This is a genomic window from Streptomyces sp. MMG1121, assembly GCF_001280015.1.
Classification (GTDB): domain Bacteria; phylum Actinomycetota; class Actinomycetes; order Streptomycetales; family Streptomycetaceae; genus Streptomyces.
Genome location: NZ_LGDV01000197.1, coordinates 23,083 through 42,735, shown reverse-complemented (window position 1 = coordinate 42,735; position 19,653 = coordinate 23,083). Strand labels below are relative to the sequence as shown.

Here is a 19,653-nt window from a genome sequence, read left to right as displayed (position 1 = left end):
GGCTGCCCGCGACACCGATCGACGGTGCGCGACGCTCCTGGAGTCAGCTCACGAGGAACTGGGTCTCCGGCCGACTGTCCGGCTCTGACTGTGCCGGACTCAGCACTGCGAGGGATTCTACAGGCTGCTCAGGACCGCTTTCGACCGAGGTGCTTCCTGGTCCACTCCACCGCGTCCGCGTACCGCGCCTCCGTGCCGTGCCGGGTCGGGGCGTAGTACGTGCGGTCCTTCAGCTCGTCCGGGGCGTACTGCTGCTGGGCGATGCCCTCGGGCAGGTCGTGCGGGTAGACGTATCCCTGGGCGTGGCCGAGCTTGGCGGCTCCCTTGTAGTGCCCGTCGCGCAGGTGCGGCGGGACCGGGCCGGCCAGGCCCTTGCGTACGTCCTCCAGGGCGGCACCGATCGCGGTGGTCGCGGAGTTGGACTTCGGGGCGAGCGCGAGGGCGATGGTGGCGTGGCTGAGGGTGAGGGCGGCCTCGGGGAAGCCGATCATGGCGACGGCCTGGGCGGCGGCGACCGCGACGGGCAGGGCGTTCGGGTCGGCCAGGCCGATGTCCTCGCTCGCGGAGATCATCAGGCGGCGGGCGATGAAGCGGGGGTCCTCGCCGGCCTCGATCATGCGGGCCAGGTAGTGCAGGGCCGCGTCGACGTCGGAGCCCCTGATGGACTTGATGAGGGCGCTGGCGACGTCGTAGTGCTGGTCGCCGTCGCGGTCGTACTTGACGGCGGCCCGGTCGACCGTCTGCTCCAGGGTCTGCAGGCTGATCTCGCTCTCGCCCTGGTCCAGGGCGGCGCCGGCGGCGGCCTCCAGGGCGGTCAGGGCGCGTCGCGCGTCGCCTCCGGCGATGCGCAGAAGATGCTCCGCGGTGTCGTCGGGCAGGCCGACGGCGTCCTTCAGGCCGCGCTCGTCGCCCAGGGCCCGCTTCAGCAGCCCCCGGACGTCGTCGTCGGTCAGCGGTTCGAGGGTGAGCAGGAGGGAGCGGGAGAGCAGCGGGGAGATCACCGAGAAGTACGGGTTCTCCGTCGTCGCCGCGATCAGCGTCACCCAGCGGTTCTCGACCGCCGGGAGCAGGGAGTCCTGCTGGGCCTTGCTGAAGCGGTGGATCTCGTCCAGGAAGAGGACGGTCTCCTTGCCGAAGCCGCCCGTGGCGCGGCGGGCGCCGTCGATGACCGCGCGGACCTCCTTGACGCCCGCGGTGATCGCGGACAGCTCCACGAACCGCTTGTTCGTCGCCTTGGAGACGACGTACGCCAGCGTCGTCTTGCCCGTGCCGGGCGGGCCCCAGAGGATCACCGAGGACGGGCCGGCGGGGCCGCCCGAGCCCTCGCCGACCAGCCGGCGCAGCGGGGAGCCGGGCTTCAGCAGGTGCTGCTGGCCCACGACCTCGTCGAGGGTGCGGGGGCGCATCCGCACGGCCAGGGGGCTGCCTGCCGGGTCCTTCTCCTGGCGTTCTTCCGCCGCTGCGGTGAAGAGGTCGGGTTCCACGTCCAAAACCCTAAATCACCGCACTGACAACCCGGCCGGGCCGGAGGTTCAGGCCCAGAGCTGGCTGCCCCAGCGGGTGAGGATCAGCATGGCGATGATGCCGCAGTGGGTGACCGGGACGACCCAGGTGAACTCGGCGAGGAACCGCTTCAGCCAGCCGGGCGCGGGCAGGAAGCCGTTGCGGACGTTGAACGAGGTCACGTACCAGAACATGGTGATCGTGGCGACCCAGGCCAGCGAGCACCACAGGCACAGCGCGTTGATCCGGTACAGGGACTGGAACTGCAGCCAGGTGACGAAGCAGACACCGAAGAGCGTGCCGAAGTTGAAGGTCAGCCAGTACCAGCGCGGGAAGCGGGCGCGGGCCAGCAGGTTCATGCCGACGCAGATGACGATGCCGTAGCAGACCAGGCCGAGCCAGGGGTTCGGGAAGCCGAAGGCCGCCGCCTGCTTGCTCTCCATGACGCTGCCGCAGGAGACGATCGGGTTGACACTGCAGCCCGGCGTGAACGTCTTCCCCGCGATCTTCGCTTCGAGGATCTTGTTCTTGTCGAGCGTGATGACCCAGGCCGCCAGCAGTCCGGCCGCACCGGTGATCACCAGCAGCAGGGCGAAGGCGCGGCTGCCGCCCACCGTACGGGGTGCGTCGGCGGCGCGCTCGGGCCCGGGCTCCGTCGAGACGTCTTTGACTGTCGTCTTGCTCATCCGCCGATTCCGTCACTTGAGAGTTGGACCATCTTCGGGCAGGGGTCATTGTGCCGCACGCGCGCGTGCGTCCACCGTTCGGAGGACATAAGGAGGTACGCACGGTGGTCACGGACCGTTCGGTTCCGGCCGAAGCTCGAGGCCATGACAGCACACGCGAACGAACGCGCGGTGGACGTCCGGGGGCTGCGCAAGCGGTACGGGGGCGTCACCGCGGTCGACGGTCTCGACCTCGGCATCCTGCGCAGTGAGGTGTTCGGCCTGCTCGGACCCAATGGCGCGGGCAAGAGCACCACGGTGGAGATCCTCCAGGGGAACAGGTCACGGGACGGGGGCGAGGTGTCCGCCCTGGGCGCGGACCCGGCGACGGGCACGCGCGCGTGGCGGTCCCGGGTGGGGATCGTCTGGCAGGACGAATCGGCGCCCGCCGAGTTGACCGTCCGCGAGACGGTGCGGCACTTCGCCCGCTGCTACCCGCGCCCGCGCGATCCGGCGGAGGTCATCGCCCTGGTCGGCCTGGAGGCGAAGGCGGACAGCCGGATCAAGACCCTCTCCGGCGGCCGGCGGCACCGTCTGGACGTGGCGCTCGGCGTGATCGGCGGCCCGGAGCTGCTTCTCCTGGACGAGCCCACCACGGGCTTCGACCCGGCCGCCCGGCGCCGGTTCTGGGACCTGGTCCGGCTGCTCGCCGACGAGGGCACGACGATCCTGCTCACCACGCATCACCTGGAGGAGGCCGGAGACGCTCGCCGACCGCCTCGCCGTCGTCACGAAGGGCCGGGTCGTCGCCGAGGGCACCCCCGACGGGCTGCGCCTGCGCTACGGCGGTGAGGTCACCGTCGCCTGGACGGAACCCGACGGCTCCCCGCGCACGGAGCTGACCGACGCCCCCACCCCGGTCGTCGCCGCGCTCATGCCCCGCTTCGACGGCGAGATACCCGGGCTGACCGTGACCCGCCCCGCCCTGGAGGACGTCTGCCTCCGGCTGACCGGACAGGAGGCCGCCCGATGACCACGACCGCCGTACGGGCCACCGCCCGAGGGTCCGCCGCATCCCTACCCGGCGCCTGGTCTCTCGGGCTGCTGCGGGGCGGCAGGAGATCCGGCGGTTCTTCCGGCAGCGCGAGCAGGTGGTGTTCACCTTCGCCCTCCCGGTGGTGTTCCTGTTCCTGTTCGCGTCGGTCTTCCGCGACGACGTCCGGGGCGCCGGGATCACGGCCTCCCAGCTGTACGTGCCCGCGATGACGGCCTCCGGGATCATGTCGACGAGCTTCCAGTCGCTCGGCATCTCCATCGCCGTCGAGCGTGACGAGAAGGTGCTGCGCCGGCTGCGGGGCACACCGATGCCGCCCGCGGCGTACTTCCTGGGCAAGATCTGGCTGGTTCTGTTCACCGGTGTCCTGGAGACCGCGATCCTGCTGGCCGTCGGCACGACGTTCTACGACGTCCACCTGCCGTCCGGCCCCGGGCGCTGGTTCGACTTCGCGTGGATCTTCGTGCTGGGCCCGACCGGCTGCGCGCTGCTCGGCATCGCCATCAGCTCGGTGCCCAAGTCGGCGAAGAGCGCCAGTTCCGTCGTCGTACTCCCCTTCCTCCTGCTCCAGTTCGTCTCCGGGGTCTACATCGCCATCGACATCGGCGCCCTGTTCCCGCCGAAGTGGCTGTGCCAGGGCCTCAGGGGCGTGTTCCTGCCGGACTCGGCGAAGGTGCTGGAGCAGGCGCACGCCTGGGAGTTCGGGCGGATCGCGCTGGTGCTCGCCGCGTGGTGCGTCGGAGGATTGGTGCTGTGCTTGCTGGCCTTCCGGTGGAAGAACCGGCGCGAGGGATGACGCCGTCAGGGACGACCGGCGGCACCACGGCGCGGAACGGGCACGCCTGGGACCGCACGATCCGGTACTGGGACGCCTACTCCGCCGTGGCGTGGGCCGCCACCCTGGCCTTCGTCCTCGACGCGGCGCACCCGGGCCCGCCGGTCCGCATCGCACCCGGCGACGGCACGACGGTGGCCGTACGCCTGCCCGTCCCCGCCGTCGTGAGGCGTGAGACCGAGTGATCCGGATCGTCCTGGCCGACGACCACCCCGTCGTCCGGGAGGGGCTGCGCGCGATGCTCAGCGCCGAGCCGGATCTGGAGGTGGTCGGCGACGCGGGCAGCGGGCCGCGGACGGAGGCGACGCCGGCCGAACTGCGGCCGGACATCGTGCTGATGGACCTGCGCATGCCGGACGGCGGGGGCGTCGACTCGATCGAGCGGATGAGCGCGGCCGGGCTGCCGTGCCGGGTGACCGTCCTGACGACGTACGAGACGGACCGGGACATGCTGCGGGCCGTGGAGGCGGGCGCGGCGGGCTACCTCCTGAAGGACCTCCCCCGCCGCGAACTGCCCGACGCGGTGCGGGCCGCGGCGCGCGGAGAGACCGTACTCGCCCCGTCGGTGGCCACCCGCCTGGTCGACCGGCTCCGTTCGAGGCCGGACGTACCCCGGCTGTCCGCCCGCGAGAGCGCGGTCCTGCGCCTGGTGGCCGACGGCTGCACGAACGCGGAGATCGGCCGACGGTTGTTCATCGGCGAGTCGACGGTGAGGACCCGTCTGCCGCGGGTCTTCGCGAAGCTCGGGGTGGACGACCGCACGGCGGCGGTGACGAGCGCGATGCGCCATGGCCTGCTGGAGCAGTGAGGAGGGCGCCGGAGTGCTCTGCGGCGCCCTCCTTCTCGCGGGTCTCGACTAGCCGAGCCGGGACTTCAGTTCCGTGAGGAGCTCGGTCACCGCGATCGGCGACTGCTCGCCGGACTCCATGTCCTTCAGCTGGACGACGCCCTCGGCGAGGTCGCGTTCGCCGGCCACGAGGGCGTAGCGGGCGCCGCTGCGGTTGGCGTTCTTCATGGCACCCTTCAGGCCCTTGCCGCCGAAGGAGAAGTCCGCCGCGATGCCGGCCTTGCGCAACTCGGTGACCTTCGCGAACAGCAGGCGGCGGGCCTCCTCGCCGAGCGGGACGGCGTAGACCGACGTCGTGGACGGGAGGTCCAGTTCGACGCCCTCCGCCTCCAGGGCGAGGACCGTGCGGTCGACGCCCAGGGCCCAGCCGACCGACGGCAGCGCGGGGCCGCCGATCATCTCGGACAGGCCGTCGTAGCGGCCGCCGCCGCCCACCGCGGACTGCGAGCCCAGACCGTCGTGCACGAACTCGAAGGTGGTGCGGGTGTAGTAGTCCAGGCCGCGCACCAGCTTCGGGTCGTCCTCGAAGGCCACGCCCGCCTCGGTCAGCAGGTCGCGGACCTCCTCGTGGTAGGCCTTGCAGCCGTCGCACAGGTAGTCGCGCAGCAGCGGCGCGCCCGTGAGCTGCCGCTGGACCGACTCGCGCTTGTCGTCGAGGACGCGCAGCGGGTTGATCCCGGCGCGGCGCCGCGTGTCCTCGTCCAGGTCCAGGGCGCCCAGGAAGTCCTGGAGCGCGCTCCGGTACACCGGACGGCACTCCTTGTCGCCCAGGCTGTTCAGCAGGATGCGGAAGTTGCTGAGGCCCAGCGAGCGGTACGCCTGGTCGGCCAGGATGATCAGCTCGGCGTCGACCGCCGGGTCCTCCACGCCGAGCGCCTCGGCGCCGACCTGGGAGAAGTGCCTGTAGCGGCCCTTCTGCGGGCGCTCGTAGCGGTAGTACGAGCCGGAGTACCAGAGCTTGACCGGGAGGTTGCCCGACTTGTGCAGGTTGGCCTCCAGCGCCGCGCGGAGCACGGAGGCCGTGCCCTCGGGGCGCAGGGCCAGCTGGTCGCCGCCCTTGGTCTCGAAGGCGTACATCTCCTTGGTGACGATGTCGGTGGACTCGCCGACACCGCGCGCGAACAGCTCGACGTTCTCGAAGCCGGGCGTCTCGATGTAGCCGTACCCGGAGTTGCGCAGCGGGGCGGCGATCGCCTCGCGGACCGCGAGGTACTTGGCGGAGTCCGGCGGGATCAGGTCGTAGGTGCCCTTGGGGGCCTGGAAGGTACTCACGGAAGGTCTCTCGTCACATTCCTCGTCGAGGAGCCGGGGAGGCTCCCTGGCCGGCCGCCACCTGCCGCAGATACGGGTTGGCGGCGCGCTCCTGGCCGATGGTCGTCTGGGGGCCGTGGCCGGACAGCACCACGGTGGAGTCGTCGAGCGGGAGGCACACACGGGCCAGCGACTCGAGGATGTCCTCCATGGATCCGCCCGGCAGGTCGGTGCGTCCGATGGAGCCGGCGAACAGCAGATCCCCGGAGAAGAACACCGACGGGATGTCGGCGCTCTCGGGCATCCGGAAGGTCACCGACCCCTTGGTATGGCCCGGCGCGTGCGCGACGGAGAACTCCAGGCCGGCCAGGGCGAGGGTGGTGCCGTCCGTCAGCTCCCGGACGTCGTCCGGCTCCCCCACGGTCAGCTCGCCCATCAGCGGCGCGCCGATGGACCGGCCGAGCGCCTTCGCGGGGTCGCTCATCATGTACCGGTCCTCGGGGTGGATCCAGGCCGGCACGTCGTGGGCGCCGCAGACCGGGACGACCGAGGCCACGTGATCGATGTGGCCGTGGGTGAGGACGACGGCGACGGGCTTGAGCCGATGCTTCTTCAGCGCTTCCTCGACGCCTTCGGCGGCCTGGTGGCCCGGGTCGATGATCACGCACTCCTCACCGGCGGCGGGGGCGACGAGATAACAGTTCGTCCCCCAGGCCCCGGCGGGGAACCCGGCAATGAGCACGATCGTCCTTCGTTGTGTCGATTACTGACGGCTTCAGCTGCAGTCAGAGCCTACCGGCGCTGCCGTTTCCTCAGCGAACCCATATACGGTACGGGGCTACACACAGCGGTCGGCTCACAAGGACACACGCAGCCGCACCCGTACCGGTCGACATACGACACGCATGAGGAGAGAACCCGGTGGTCAGCCAGGAGCAGCGGCGGCGTCAGCTCGCCCGGGAGAAGTTCTTGCGGCAGCAGCAGCGGCGCACCAGCGCGCGGCGCAAGGCCCGTGTGCGCAACTCCGTCATCGCGTCGGTACTGGGCGTGGTCGTGATCGGCAGTGTCGCGCTGTACACGACCGGCGTGCTGAAGAACGACGACAAGAAGAGCAACACGGCCGCCGACGTCAAGCCCAGCGCGTCGCCGACCAGCAAGGCGCCGGACCCGTGCGCGAAGCCGGCGGCCGGCTCGGCGAAGAAGCTGAGCTGGAAGAAGGAGCCGGCGATGGCGATCGACACGTCGGCGGCGTACTCGATGAAGCTCGCGACGACGTGCGGTGACATCGACATCGCCCTGAAGACGGCGGCGGCGCCGCACACGGTGAACTCGTTCGACTTCCTGGCGGGCAAGGGCTTCTTCGACCACACCAAGTGCCACCGGCTGACCACGACCGGCATCTACGTGCTGCAGTGCGGCGACCCGCAGGGCACCGGCATGGGCGGGCCGGGCTACACGCTCCCGGACGAGAACCTGAAGGACAAGAGCCTGAAGGGCAACACGTACCCGGCGGGCACGGTGGCGATGGCCAACACCGGCCAGAAGCACACCGGCGGCAGCCAGTTCTTCCTGGTGTACAAGGACAGCCCGCTGCCGCCCCAGTACACCCCGTTCGGCACGATCTCGGACGCGGGCATGAAGGTGCTCAAGAAGATCGCCGCCGCCGGCGCCGAGGCGGCGGACCCGAGCACGGGCAACACGGCGCCGAACGCGACCGTCGTGATCAACAAGGCGACGGTGGCGAAGTCCTGACGGCAATGACGGCCCAGCTGCGGAATTTCGGTCGCGCTGGATGCGGACAGGCCGCCCGCCGGTCGCCTATGTTGGCCGTGACGAAACTGTGGACGATGCCCGGGGGCGCTGAGGCCCCTCGCAGGCATCATGTGGAGGAGGCGCTGTGAGCAGCGACCCGTGGGGCCGCGTCGACGAGACGGGGACCGTGTACGTGCGTACGGCCGATGGCGAGCAGGTCGTCGGTTCCTGGGCGGCCGGCTCCCCTGACGAGGCGCTTGCCTACTTCGAGCGCAAGTACGAGGGCCTGGTTGTCGAGATCGGCCTCCTCGAGAAGCGAGTGCAGACCACCGACCTGTCGGCGAAGGACGCACAGACCGCGATCGGCCATCTGCGCGAGCAGGTGGACGCGCATCACGCGGTCGGCGACCTGGCCGCGCTGCGGACCCGGCTGGACAAGCTGGTGCAGACCGTCGAGGCGCGCCGCGAGGAGCGCAAGCAGCAGCGGGCCAAGCAGTCCGACGAGGCCCGCAAGGCCAAGGAGGACCTGGTCACCGAGGCGGAGCAGCTGGCGCAGTCCGACCAGTGGCGGGCCGCCGGTGAGCGGCTGCGCGCGCTGGTGGACACCTGGAAGGGTCTGCCGCGGCTGGACCGCAAGTCCGACGACGAGCTGTGGCACCGCTTCTCGCACGCCCGGTCGGCGTTCTCCAAGCGGCGCAAGGGGCACTTCGCGCAGCTGGACGCGCAGCGCGAGGAGGCCCGCCGGACCAAGGAGCGGCTGGTCGTCGAGGCCGAGTCGCTGTCGGGTTCGACGGACTGGGGGCCGACGGCGGCCCGCTACCGCGAGCTGATGGCGGAGTGGAAGGCCGCGGGCCGCGCGCAGCGCGAGCACGAGGACGACCTGTGGAACCGCTTCCGCGGCGCCCAGGACGTGTTCTTCGCCGCCCGCAGCTCGGTGTTCGCCGAGCGGGACGCGGAGCAGTCCGAGAACCTGAAGCTGAAGGAGGAGCTGGCCGGGGAGGCCGAGAAGCTCCTGCCGGTCACGGATCTGAAGGGCACGCGAGCCGCCTTCCGCTCGATCAACGAGCGCTGGGAGGCCATCGGCCATGTCCCGCGGGACGCGCGGCCGAAGGTCGAGGGCCGGATGCACGCCGTCGAGCGGGCCATCCAGGAGGCCGAGGAGGCCGAGTGGCGCCGGACGAACCCGGAGGCACGCGCGCGTGCCGAGGGGCTGACCGGTCAGCTGCAGGCCGCCGTGGACAAGCTGAGGACGCAGATCGAGCAGGCGCGCGGCCAGGGCAACAACGCGAAGGCCGACAAGCTGGAGCGGGAGCTGGAGGGCCGCCAGGCGCTCCTGGACCAGGCCCTGAAGGGCCTGCAGGAGTTCGGCGGCTGAAGTACCCCATGCGCATGTGAAAGGGCCCCGTACGCGCGTACGGGGCCCTTTCACATGCGCGTTCGCATCCGGCTGCGACGGGCTACGACCGACTGCGTCCCGACGTCACCCGGTACACGTCGTACACGCCCTCGACGCCCCGTACGGCCTTCAGGACGTGGCCGAGGTGCTTCGGGTCGCCCATCTCGAAGGTGAACCGCGAGGTGGCCACCCGGTCGCGGGAGGTCTGGACGGCCGCGGAGAGGATGTTGACGTGCTGGTCGGACAGGACACGGGTGACGTCCGACAGCAGGCGGGAGCGGTCCAGGGCCTCCACCTGGATGGCGACCAGGAACACCGAGGACTGGGTGGGCGCCCACTCGACGTCGAGGATGCGCTCCGGCTCGCGGGACAGCGACTCGATGTTGACGCAGTCGCTGCGGTGCACCGACACACCGCTGCCGCGCGTGACGAAGCCGATGACCGGGTCGCCGGGCACGGGGGTGCAGCAGCGGGCCAGCTTGACCCACACGTCGTCGACACCCTTGACGACGACACCCGGGTCGGCGCTGGAACGGCGCTTGCGCCCGCGGCTGCGGGACGGCGGGACCGCCTCGTCGATCTCCTCGCTGGCCGCCTCCTCGCCGCCGAGGGCCTGAACGAGCTTCTGCACGATGTTCGGCGCGGAGACATGGCCCTCGCCGATCGCCGCGTACAGCGCGGAGATGTCCGAGTACCGCATCTCGTGCGCGAGCGTGACGAGGGAGTCGCCGGTGAGGATGCGCTGGATCGGCAGGTTCTGCTTGCGCATCGCGCGGACGATCGCGTCCTTGCCCTGTTCGATCGCCTCGTCCCGGCGCTCCTTGGAGAACCAGGCCCGGATCTTGTTGCGCGCTCGCGGCGACTTGACGAAGCCCAGCCAGTCCCGGGACGGCCCGGCGCCGGCCGCCTTGGAGGTGAAGACCTCGACCAGGTCGCCGTTGTCCAGGGTGGATTCGAGCGGTACGAGGCGGCCGTTGACCCGCGCCCCTATGGTGCGGTGGCCGACCTCGGTGTGGACGGCGTACGCGAAGTCGACGGGCGTGGCCCCCGCGGGCAGGGCGATGACGTCGCCCTTGGGCGTGAAGACGAAGACCTCGTTGCGGGACAGGTCGAAGCGCAGGGACTCCAGGAACTCGCCCGGGTCCTCGGTCTCCTTCTGCCAGTCCAGCAGCTGCCGCAGCCACGCCATGTCGTTGATGGCGTCCTTGTCCTTGCCGGAGGCCTTGGGCACGTCCGTACGCACCTTGGAGGCACCGGCGACGGCCTCCTGCTTGTACTTCCAGTGCGCGGCGATGCCGTACTCGGCCCGGCGGTGCATGTCGAAGGTGCGGATCTGCAGCTCGACCGGCTTGCCGTTGGGCCCGATGACCGTCGTGTGCAGCGACTGGTACATGTTGAACTTGGGCATCGCGATGTAGTCCTTGAACCGGCCGGGGACCGGATTCCATCGCGCGTGCACGGTGCCGAGGGCCGCGTAGCAGTCGCGGACCGTGTCGACCAGGACACGGATGCCCACCAGGTCGTAGATCTCCGCGAAGTCACGGCCGCGGACGATCATCTTCTGGTAGACGCTGTAGTAGTGCTTCGGGCGGCCCGTGACGGTCGCCTTGATACGGGCGGCACGCAGATCGGCCTGGACCTCGTCGGTCACTATGGCGAGGTACTCGTCGCGCTTCGGCGCCCGCTCGGCCACCAGACGCACGATCTCGTCGTACATCTTGGGGTAGAGGATCGCGAACGCGAGGTCCTCCAGCTCCCACTTGATGGTGTTCATGCCCAGGCGGTGGGCGAGCGGCGCGTAGATCTCCAGCGTCTCGCGCGCCTTCTTCTCCTGCTTCTCGCGCTTGAGATAGCGCATGGTGCGCATGTTGTGCAGGCGGTCGGCGAGCTTGATGACCAGGACGCGCGGGTCCTTGGCCATGGCGACGACCATCTTGCGCACGGTCTCGGCCTGCGCGGCCTCGCCGAACTTGACCTTGTCCAGCTTGGTGACGCCGTCGACGAGCAGCGCGACGACGTCGCCGAAGTCGCGGCGCAGGTCGTCCAGGCCGTACTCGGTGTCCTCGACGGTGTCGTGCAGCAGCCCGGCCATCAGCGTGGCCGGGTCCATGCCCAGCTCGGCGAGGATGGTGGTGACGGCGAGCGGATGCGTGATGTACGGGTCGCCGCTCTTGCGCTTCTGGCCGCGGTGCCAGCGCTCGGCGACCTGGTAGGCGCGCTCGATCTGGCGCAGCGTGGAGTTCTCGATCTTGGGGTCGTTGCTGCGGACTATCCGCAGCAGGGGCTCCAGGACCGGGTTGTAGGGGTTGGCGCGCTGCACGCCGAGGCGGGCCAGGCGGGCGCGGACGCGGTTGGAGGAGCCGGAGCGGGCGCTCTGGACCGCGGGCTGGCGCACCACGGGCGGCTGCACCGGGCGCTCGGCCGGGGCCGGCTTGGGACGGGAGGCCTCGGCAGCCTTTTCGACGGGCGCGGACTGGGCGTGCTCGATCGGCCCGCGGGTGTCGTTCTTCGCGTCGGACGCGTGCGGCGCGGGCTTGGCCGCGGGCGCCGAGGCGGGCTCGGGCTTGGCGGCGGTCAGTGGCTGGGCCTCGTCTGGCAAGAGGACTCCTCGTGCGCGATCCGGGTCCCCCGGTCAGGCTCCGGAAACCCCATGGTAGCGATCCTGCGGCTGGTCATCGCCTTCAGGCGGGTGTGCGGACCGTTCACTTGTGGAACACGGGAGGCTCCCGCCGGATTCCGGGAGGTGGATCCGGGGTGTTCGCAGGGCGTGCGGGGAGTGTCCTGAAAGTGGCCTCGGCCTCGCCTTCGGCCGATTCGCTCCCCCACCCGGCCAGGCCTGCGAAACGCGTACGGCCGCCCCGGCGGGATGCCGAGGGCGGCCGCATCACGTCAACCCGCTCAGACCTGGAGCAGCGCCTCCAGCGGAGCCCCCGCGAGGGCCGGCTCCAGGCGGGTCCGGCCGGCCAGGAAGCCCAGCTCCATCAGCACCGCCAGGCCCGAGACCTCGGCCCCGGCGCGCTGGATGAGGTGGATGGCGGCCTCGGCCGTACCGCCCGTCGCGAGGACGTCGTCCACGATCAGGACGCGGTCGCCGGAGGTCAGGTCCTCGGCGTGCACCTCGATCTCGGCCGAGCCGTACTCCAGGTCGTACGCCTGGCGCAGGGTGGCTCCGGGCAGCTTGCCCGCCTTGCGGACCGGGATGAAGCCGAGGCCCGCGCGGACGGCGACCGGGGCACCGAGGATGAAGCCCCGGGCCTCCAGGCCGACGATCTTGGTCGCGCCGGTGTCGGCCGCGATCTCGGCGAGGGCGTCGGTGAGCGCCGTGAACGCGGCCGGGTCCGCGAGCAGCGGGGTGATGTCCTTGAACATCACGCCCGGCTCGGGGTAGTCGGCGACGTCGCGGATGCGGCTGAGCAGCAGCTCCTGGATGTCGGTCATCGGCGCTTCCCGGAGGGTCGGCCACGGCCGCGGTTACGCGACGCGGGCTGGTTGCGGGGGCCCACGACGGCGGGGGCGCCGTCGTCGTCGGAGCCGTCGTCCATCCCGGCGGAGCGCTCGGCCGCGAGGTCCTCCTCGGCGGCGGCCTGCGCACGCTTGGCCAGGACCCGCTTCTTGAGGGCCTTCATCGCGGGCTCGCGCTCCTTGAGGTCGGCGACGAGCGGCGTGGCGATGAAGATCGACGAGTAGGCACCGGCCGCGAGACCCACGAACAGCGACAGCGAGATGTCGTTCAGCGTGCCGGCGCCGAGGAAGCCGCCGCCGATGAACAGCAGGCCGGCGACCGGCAGCAGGGCGACGACCGTGGTGTTGATCGAGCGGACCAGGGTGCCGTTGATCGACCGGTTGGCGATGTCGCTGTAGGTGAAGCGGGTCTGCTTGGTGATGTCCTTCGTCTGCTCCTTCAGGCTGTCGAAGACGACGACCGTGTCGTAGAGCGAGTAGCCGAGGATGGTCAGCAGACCGATGACCGTACCGGGCGAGACCTCGAAGCCGACGAGGGCGTAGATACCGGTCGTGATGGTGATGTCGTGGATCAGCGCGACCAGGGCCGCGACGGCCATGCGCCATTCGAAGGCGATGGCCAGGTAGATCACGACGAGCACCATGAAGATCGCCAGGCCCTCCCAGGCCTTGTCGGCGATCTGCTGGCCCCAGCTCGGGCCGACCAGGTCGGCGGCGAGCTTGTCGGGGTTGATCTTCAGGTCGTCGGCCAGCTTCTGCTTGATCTGGTCGGCCTTGGCGGTGTCGATGCCGGCGATCTGGATGCGCATGCTGCCGTTGCCGAGCTTCTGTACGACCGCCTCCTCGCCGGAGGCCTCATGGGCGTACGTCTCCGCCTGGGCGATCGAGGTGCTCATCTTGGTCGGCGTGGTGAAGACCGCGCCGCCCTGGAAGTCGATGCTCATGTTCAGGCCGCGCACCGCCAGGCCCACGATGGCCGTGATGGTGATCAGGATGGAGATGCCGTACCAGATCTTGCGCTTGCCGACGAAGTCGTAGCTGATCTCGCCGCGGTGCAGTCGAGCGCCGAGGTTGCCGAGTTTCGACATGCTCAGGCCTCCTTCGGGTCGACAGGGCCGGCGGCGGGACCGGCGGGACGGCGGGTGCGGCGCAGCGGCGGCTGGGCACCCAGGCTCTTCGGGTCGAGTCCGGACCACTTGTGGCCGTCGGCGAAGAACTTGCGGCGGGCGAGGAGCGTCATCAGCGGCTTGGTGAAGAGGAAGACGACGACGACGTCGAGCACGGTGGTCAGGCCGAGCGTGAACGCGAAGCCCTGGACCTTGCCGACGGTCACGATGAACAGGACGGCGGCGGCGAGGAACGACACGAAGTCGGAGACCAGGATGGTGCGCCGGGCGCGCGGCCAGGCCCGCTCGACGGCGGGGCGCAGCGAGCGGCCCTCGCGGATCTCGTCCCGGATGCGTTCGAAGTACACGATGAACGAGTCCGCGGTGATACCGATGGCGACGATGGCACCGCAGACAGCCGGCAGGTTCAGCGCGAAGTGGATGGCGGGGCCGAGCAGCGCCATGATCACGTAGGTGAGGATAGCGGAGACCAGCAGCGAGGCCATGGCGACGAGCGACAGGCCGCGGTAGTAGGCCACCAGATAGAGCACGACCAGCAACAGGCCGATCGCGCCGGCGAGCAGACCGGCGTGCAGCTGCTCACCGCCGAGCGCGGCGGTGACGGTGGTGACCGACTGCTCCTGGAAGGACAGCGGCAGGGCGCCGTACGACAGCATGTTGGCGAGGCTCTGGGCGTCCTGCTGGTTGAAGCTGCCGGAGATCTCCGCCTGGCCGCCGGTGATGGCCGACTGCACGTACGGGCTGGAGACGACCTCGCCGTCGAGGACGATGGCGAACTCGTTCTGCGGCTGCTGGTTCTTGGCCAGCGTGCCGGTGACGTCCGCGAACTTCTTGGCTCCGCTGGAGCTGAAGTTCATCACGACCTGCCAGCCGGACGCACCCTGCGTGTCGAAGCGGGCCGCGGCGCTCTTGACCTCGGTGCCGTCCACGGCGACCGGGCCGAGCACGTACTTGTACCAGGCGCCATGGATCTGGCCGCAGGCCACGGTGGGATCGCCCGGCTTGGCGTCCTTGCCGGCGTTGGCGCGCTGGGCGGGCTTGGTGCAGTCCAGGGCCGCGTACTCGGCCTGGAGCTTCGCGGCGGCCGCGCTGGCGCCGGCTGAGGCCGAGGGGGTGGCCGACGGCTTGGAGCCGCCGGAGGCGGACGTGCTCGGCGAGGGGGTGGAGCCGGCCTTCTTCAGCGCGTCGGTGACGGCGCGGCCCTGGGAGGTCGCGGAGGCCGTGGGGGACGCGGTGGAGGACCCCGAGGCCTTGTCCTTCGAGGACGCGCTCGAGGAGGGGCTCCCGCTCGGCTTCGGCGAGGAGCTGCCGCTGGAGGACGCGCTCGGCGAGGGGCTCGGCGTGGCGGAGCCGCTGGGCTCGCTGGCCAGGACCGGGCGGAAGTACAGCTTGGCGGTGGTGCCGACCTGCGCTTGCGCCTCCTTGGAGTTGGTGCCCTTGGGGATGTTGACGATGATGTTGTCGTTCCCCTGGGTCTGCACCTCCGCCTCGGAGACGCCGAGGCCGTTGACACGGCGGTTCATGATGTCGACCGCGGTGTCCATATTGGCCTTGTTGACCGCGGAGCCCTGGTCGGCCTTCGCCTTGAGCGTGATGCTCGTACCACCGGCGAGGTCGATGCCGAGACGCGGAGTGGTGTTCCCGGACAGGAACATGCCTCCGGTGAGCGCCACGATGGCGATCAGGATGAGGGCCAGCGAGCGCCCTGGCTTGCTCTGGGCACTCGCGCTCCGGCCCCTCTTAGGTGCTGCCACCTTCTCGTACTCCCTCTCGGGCCGCCCCGCGCCCGGTCGGCGCGGTCGGCCATGACATGGTGTCGGGTTCCCCGAACGGGAAACAGACGCGCCCGGTGGTGCGCGGGGCGGATTATGCCGCGTAGCGCACCACCGGGGCGTGACTACTTCGCGTCGGAGTCGCCGTCGGTCTTCTTCGGCTCGTCGTCGGCCTTGGCCTCGGCGGCCTCGGCCGCGTCGGTGCTGTCCTCGGCGATGTCCTTCTTACCGAGGTCGACGGCCTTGTCGTCGGAGGCGGCGGCAGCGGGCGAGTCGGACTCGTCGGTCTCGGTGAGGGAGGACGCGTCGTCCGGGACGATGTCGGTGTCGGACTTCAGGTCGTGCTCGATGCCGTGGACGATGCGGTTGTACTCGTCGTCCGCGAGAACGGCGCCGATCGCGTTCTTGGCGAAGAGGAGGTCGACACCGGGGGCGGCGTCGAGGAGGACCGTCTCCTCGTTGACCTCCTTGACCGTCGCGTACATCCCCCCGATCGTGCGGACACCGGAGCCGGGCTGCATCTCGTTCCGCATGCTGGCGGCCTGCTGCTGCTTCTTCTTGGCCGAACGTGTCATCAGGAACATGGCCGCGATGAGCACGATGAAGGGGAGAAGGGTAAAGGCATTCACGGGACGGAATTTCCTTCGCGCGACCGCGACGGAGAGCGGCCTGTTGACGGGGGTGTGGTCGGCGCCACCCGCAAGGGCGGCATCGGCGGAGTCTAAGCGAGTCCGCGCGCATGGAACAACGCTCAGCATGGCACCTGGGTTCCTGCCCCGGCCAATGCCTTCGCTGTCACAAAGGCATCACGGCGCCGTCAGGTCCCGAACAGGTCCTGTTGTCCGCTTCCCCCAGCTGACGCGTGCGGCGGGGTCAGACCCAGGTGCGCCCAGGCGGCCGGCGTGGCGACCCGGCCGCGCGGGGTACGGGCGAGCAGGCCCTCCCGGACGAGGAACGGTTCGGCGACCTCCTCGACGGTCTCCCGCTCCTCGCCCACCGCGACGGCGAGCGTGGAGAGCCCGACCGGGCCGCCGCCGAACAGTTTCAGCAGGGCCTGGAGGACGGCCCGGTCCAGCCGGTCGAGTCCGCGGGGGTCCACCTCGTAGACGGCGAGGGCGGCTGCGGCGATCTCCCTGGTGATCAGGCCGTCCGCCTTGACCTGCGCGTAGTCACGGACGCGGCGCAGCAGACGGTTGGCGATGCGCGGCGTGCCGCGGGAACGGCCGGCGATCTCGGTGGCGCCGTCCGGCTCGATCTCGACGTCCAGCAGCTGCGCCGAGCGGTGCACGACCCGCTCCAGCTCGTGCGGCTCGTAGAACTCCATGTGTGCGGTGAAGCCGAAGCGGTCGCGCAGCGGGGGCGGCAGCAGGCCCGCGCGCGTGGTGGCGCCGACCAGGGTGAACGGGGGCAGCTCGAGCGGGATGGCGGTGGCACCGGGGCCCTTGCCGACGATGACGTCGACGCGGAAGTCCTCCATCGCCATGTACAGCATCTCCTCGGCGGGCCGGGACATGCGGTGGATCTCGTCGAGGAAGAGGACCTCGCCCTCCCGGAGGGAGGAGAGGATGGCCGCGAGGTCGCCGGCGTGCTGGATGGCGGGGCCGGAGGTGATGCGGATGGGGGCGCCCATCTCCGCCGCGATGATCATCGACAGGGTGGTCTTGCCGAGGCCGGGCGCGCCGGAGAGCAGCACGTGGTCGGCGGTGGCGCCGCGCGCGCGGGCTGCGCGCAGGACGAGGTCGAGCTGTTCGCGGACCTTCTCCTGGCCGATGAACTCGCCGAGGTCCTTGGGGCGCAGGGCGGCCTCGACCGCCTGGTCCTCCCGGTCGGCGGACGCACCGACGAGCCGCTCCTCGGCGGGAGTGTCGGCCGTGTCGTCCCAGTCCATGTGCATGTGCCTCGATCGTCGTGGGTCAGCGGGCGCGGTTCAGGGTCTGCAGGGCGGCCTTCAGCAGCCGGCCCACCTGGGGCGTGCCGCCGGCGGCTTCGGCCTGGGGGGCCACGGCGGCGACGGCCTCGTCGGCCTCGCGGGTGGCGTAGCCGAGGCCGATGAGGGCCGCGTGCAGCTGGTCGCGCCAGCCCTGGGTGACCGGCGCGCCGACCACGGGGGCGCCGACGGGTTCGCCGAGCCGGTCCTTCAGCTCCAGCAGCAGTTTCTGTGCGCCCTTCTTGCCGATGCCGGGTACGGCGGTCAGTGCCTTCTCGTCACCGGTGGCGATGGCGCGGCGCAGCGCGTCCGGGGTGTGCACGGCGAGCATCGCCTGGGCCAGGCGCGGACCGACGCCGCTCGCGGTCTGGAGCAGCTCGAAGACCTGGCGCTCGTCGTCGTCGGCGAAGCCGTACAGGGTCAGCGAGTCCTCGCGGACCACGAGCGAGGTGTGCAGCTTGGCGGGCCGGCCGATGCGCAGCGTGGACAGCGTGTTCGGCGTGCACTGGACGGCCATGCCGACACTGCCGACCTCGACGACCGCCGCATCGGGGGCGAGCGCGGCGACCGTGCCGCTGACGAAGGCGATCATGCCGTACGGCCTTTCGTTGCGTGGGCTGTGTGGCGGGCGACCGCCTGCTGGAGCCGGTTCTGGGCGGGGGCGCGCCAGATGTGGCAGATGGCGAGCGCGAGGGCGTCTGCGGCGTCGGCCGGCCTGGGGGGCGCGGCGAGTCGGAGCAGTCGGGTGACCATGGCGCCGACCTGCGCCTTGTCGGCACGTCCGGTGCCGGTGACGGCCGCCTTGACCTCGCTCGGGGTGTGCAGGGCCACGGGGATGCCGCGCCGGGCGGCGCACAGCATGGCTACGGCGCTGGCCTGGGCCGTGCCCATCACCGTGCGCACGTTGTGCTGGCTGAAGACGCGCTCCACGGCGACGAACTCGGGCCGGTGCTCGTCCAGCCACTGCTCTATGCCCTCTTCGACGGCGAGCAGGCGGTGGCTGAGTTCGGCGTCCGCGGGCGTGCGGACGACTCCCACGCCGAGCATCGTCAGCGGCCTGCCCGCGACCCCCTCGACGACGCCGACACCGCACCGGGTCAGCCCGGGGTCCACCCCCAGTACGCGCACGCGCCCCTCCCTCCGAGCACTTGCCGATCATCTCCCGATCGCCTGTTCGTGCAGGCTATCGGGTGTCACTGACAACGCCGTACAACGCGACGGGCCGACGGGGTGTGTCCCGTCGGCCCGTGGGCAAGTTGTGCGCGCTACGCGTCGACCTTCTCCATGATCTCGTCGCTGACGTCGAAGTTGGCGAACACGTTCTGCACGTCGTCGCTGTCCTCGAGCGCGTCGATCAGCTTGAAGATCCTCTTGGCGCCCTCCTCGTCCAGCTCGACCTGCATGGTCGGGACGAAGTTGGCCTCGGCCGAGTCGTAGTCGATGCCGGCCTCCTGGAGGGCCGTGCGGACCGCGACCATGTCGGTGGCCTCACTGAGCACCTCGAAGGACTCGCCGAGGTCGTTGACCTCCTCGGCGCCGGCGTCCAGGACGGCGCCGAGCACGTCGTCCTCGGTCAGCTCGCCCTTGGGGACGATGACGACGCCCTTGCGGTTGAACAGGTACGACACCGAGCCGGGGTCGGCCATGTTCCCGCCGTTGCGGGTCATGGCGACGCGGACGTCGGAGGCGGCACGGTTGCGGTTGTCGGTGAGGCACTCGATGAGCACCGCGACACCGTTGGGGCCGTAGCCCTCGTACATGATCGTCTCGTAGTCGGCGCCACCGGCCTCGAGACCACCACCGCGCTTGATCGCGGAGTCGATGTTCTTGTTGGGCACCGACTGCTTCTTGGCCTTCTGGACGGCGTCGTAGAGCGTCGGGTTGCCCTCGAGGTCGACGCCACCCATCCGCGCGGCGACCTCGATGTTCTTGATCAGCTTCGCGAAGAGCTTGCCGCGCTTGGCGTCGATCACGGCCTTCTTGTGCTTCGTCGTGGCCCATTTAGAGTGGCCGGACATCTGCCTGTCTCCTTCGCGTAACCCATCTCTATACGAACGCCAGA

The 19,653-nt window shown here is 70.6% G+C and carries 17 protein-coding genes and 2 pseudogenes; 6 read left to right on the top strand and 13 right to left on the bottom strand.

The annotated features are described in order from the left end of the window. Positions 1-128 precede the first annotated feature (128 nt). Both ADK64_RS23525 and ADK64_RS23520 read right to left on the bottom strand, forming a co-directional pair. Positions 129-1,484: a replication-associated recombination protein A gene (locus ADK64_RS23525; protein ID WP_053661868.1), complete on the bottom strand. Its 1,356-nt coding sequence runs from the start codon at positions 1,482-1,484 to the stop codon at positions 129-131. A gap of 48 nt (positions 1,485-1,532) precedes the next feature. Beyond that, positions 1,533-2,189: a vitamin K epoxide reductase family protein gene (locus ADK64_RS23520; protein WP_053661840.1), complete on the bottom strand. Its 657-nt coding sequence runs from the start codon at positions 2,187-2,189 to the stop codon at positions 1,533-1,535. A gap of 144 nt (positions 2,190-2,333) precedes the next feature. Here ADK64_RS23520 and ADK64_RS23515 point away from each other — a divergent pair. The 4 genes and pseudogenes from ADK64_RS23515 (at position 2,334) to ADK64_RS23500 (ending at position 4,865) form a co-directional block, all read left to right on the top strand. Continuing rightward, positions 2,334-3,201 (top strand): annotated as a pseudogene (locus ADK64_RS23515) (ABC transporter ATP-binding protein). After that, a pseudogene (locus tag ADK64_RS23510) lies at positions 3,198-4,018 on the top strand (ABC transporter permease). The pseudogenes ADK64_RS23515 and ADK64_RS23510 overlap by 4 nt, the downstream one beginning before the upstream one ends. After that, entirely contained in the window at positions 4,015-4,242 is a 228-nt protein-coding gene (locus ADK64_RS23505) for a hypothetical protein (protein WP_053661839.1), read from the top strand. The pseudogene ADK64_RS23510 and the gene ADK64_RS23505 overlap by 4 nt, the downstream one beginning before the upstream one ends. After that, the gene (locus tag ADK64_RS23500) at positions 4,239-4,865 is read left to right on the top strand and encodes a response regulator (RefSeq protein ID WP_053661838.1); all 627 of its coding nucleotides are present in this window, start codon (positions 4,239-4,241) and stop codon (positions 4,863-4,865) included. Before ADK64_RS23505 ends, ADK64_RS23500 begins: the two co-directional genes overlap by 4 nt. A gap of 48 nt (positions 4,866-4,913) precedes the next feature. Here the strand turns inward: ADK64_RS23500 and hisS are convergent, their stop codons facing one another. Further along, entirely contained in the window at positions 4,914-6,176 is a 1,263-nt protein-coding gene (hisS, locus tag ADK64_RS23495; protein ID WP_053661837.1) for a histidine--tRNA ligase, read from the bottom strand. Positions 6,177-6,189: 13 nt separating this feature from the next. After that, positions 6,190-6,897 (bottom strand): MBL fold metallo-hydrolase, encoded by a 708-nt coding sequence (locus ADK64_RS23490; RefSeq protein WP_053661836.1) that lies wholly within the window; start codon positions 6,895-6,897, stop codon positions 6,190-6,192. A gap of 179 nt (positions 6,898-7,076) precedes the next feature. Here ADK64_RS23490 and ADK64_RS23485 point away from each other — a divergent pair, with 179 nt between their 5' ends. Beyond that, complete coding sequence (locus ADK64_RS23485; RefSeq protein ID WP_053661835.1) at positions 7,077-7,907, top strand: peptidylprolyl isomerase; 831 nt, start codon at positions 7,077-7,079, stop codon at positions 7,905-7,907. Positions 7,908-8,052: 145 nt separating this feature from the next. Then, entirely contained in the window at positions 8,053-9,282 is a 1,230-nt protein-coding gene (locus ADK64_RS23480; protein ID WP_053661834.1) for a DUF349 domain-containing protein, read from the top strand. A gap of 82 nt (positions 9,283-9,364) precedes the next feature. On the opposite strand, the gene relA is transcribed toward ADK64_RS23480, so the two are convergent. From relA to ADK64_RS23435, 9 genes are all read right to left on the bottom strand, one after another. Continuing rightward, complete coding sequence (gene relA, locus ADK64_RS23475; RefSeq protein ID WP_053661833.1) at positions 9,365-11,902, bottom strand: GTP pyrophosphokinase; 2,538 nt, start codon at positions 11,900-11,902, stop codon at positions 9,365-9,367. 299 nt (positions 11,903-12,201) lie between these two features. Next, positions 12,202-12,741 carry an adenine phosphoribosyltransferase gene (locus ADK64_RS23470; RefSeq protein ID WP_053661832.1) on the bottom strand — a complete coding sequence of 180 codons (540 nt, stop codon included), beginning with the start codon at positions 12,739-12,741 and terminating at the stop codon, positions 12,202-12,204. Next, positions 12,738-13,853, bottom strand: coding sequence for a protein translocase subunit SecF (secF, locus tag ADK64_RS23465; RefSeq protein WP_053661831.1), 1,116 nt, complete (start codon positions 13,851-13,853; stop codon positions 12,738-12,740). Before secF ends, ADK64_RS23470 begins: the two co-directional genes overlap by 4 nt. Before the next feature lie 2 nt (positions 13,854-13,855). Next, a complete protein-coding gene (gene secD / locus ADK64_RS23460; RefSeq protein WP_199829698.1) occupies positions 13,856-15,646 on the bottom strand; it encodes a protein translocase subunit SecD in 1,791 nt (596 codons plus the stop codon). Between the two features lie 143 nt (positions 15,647-15,789). Beyond that, on the bottom strand, positions 15,790-16,293 hold the full coding sequence (gene yajC / locus ADK64_RS23455) for a preprotein translocase subunit YajC (protein WP_053661829.1): 504 nt from the start codon (positions 16,291-16,293) through the stop codon (positions 15,790-15,792). A 188-nt stretch (positions 16,294-16,481) separates the two neighbouring features. Continuing rightward, positions 16,482-17,552 carry a Holliday junction branch migration DNA helicase RuvB gene (ruvB, locus tag ADK64_RS23450; protein ID WP_053661867.1) on the bottom strand — a complete coding sequence of 357 codons (1,071 nt, stop codon included), beginning with the start codon at positions 17,550-17,552 and terminating at the stop codon, positions 16,482-16,484. Between the two features lie 25 nt (positions 17,553-17,577). Further along, complete coding sequence (ruvA, locus tag ADK64_RS23445) at positions 17,578-18,183, bottom strand: Holliday junction branch migration protein RuvA (RefSeq protein ID WP_053661828.1); 606 nt, start codon at positions 18,181-18,183, stop codon at positions 17,578-17,580. After that, on the bottom strand, positions 18,180-18,719 hold the full coding sequence (ruvC, locus tag ADK64_RS23440) for a crossover junction endodeoxyribonuclease RuvC (RefSeq protein ID WP_053661827.1): 540 nt from the start codon (positions 18,717-18,719) through the stop codon (positions 18,180-18,182). The genes ruvA and ruvC overlap by 4 nt, the downstream gene beginning before the upstream one ends. Before the next feature lie 137 nt (positions 18,720-18,856). Continuing rightward, positions 18,857-19,609: a YebC/PmpR family DNA-binding transcriptional regulator gene (locus ADK64_RS23435; protein WP_053661826.1), complete on the bottom strand. Its 753-nt coding sequence runs from the start codon at positions 19,607-19,609 to the stop codon at positions 18,857-18,859. Between the last annotated feature and the right edge of the window lie 44 nt (positions 19,610-19,653).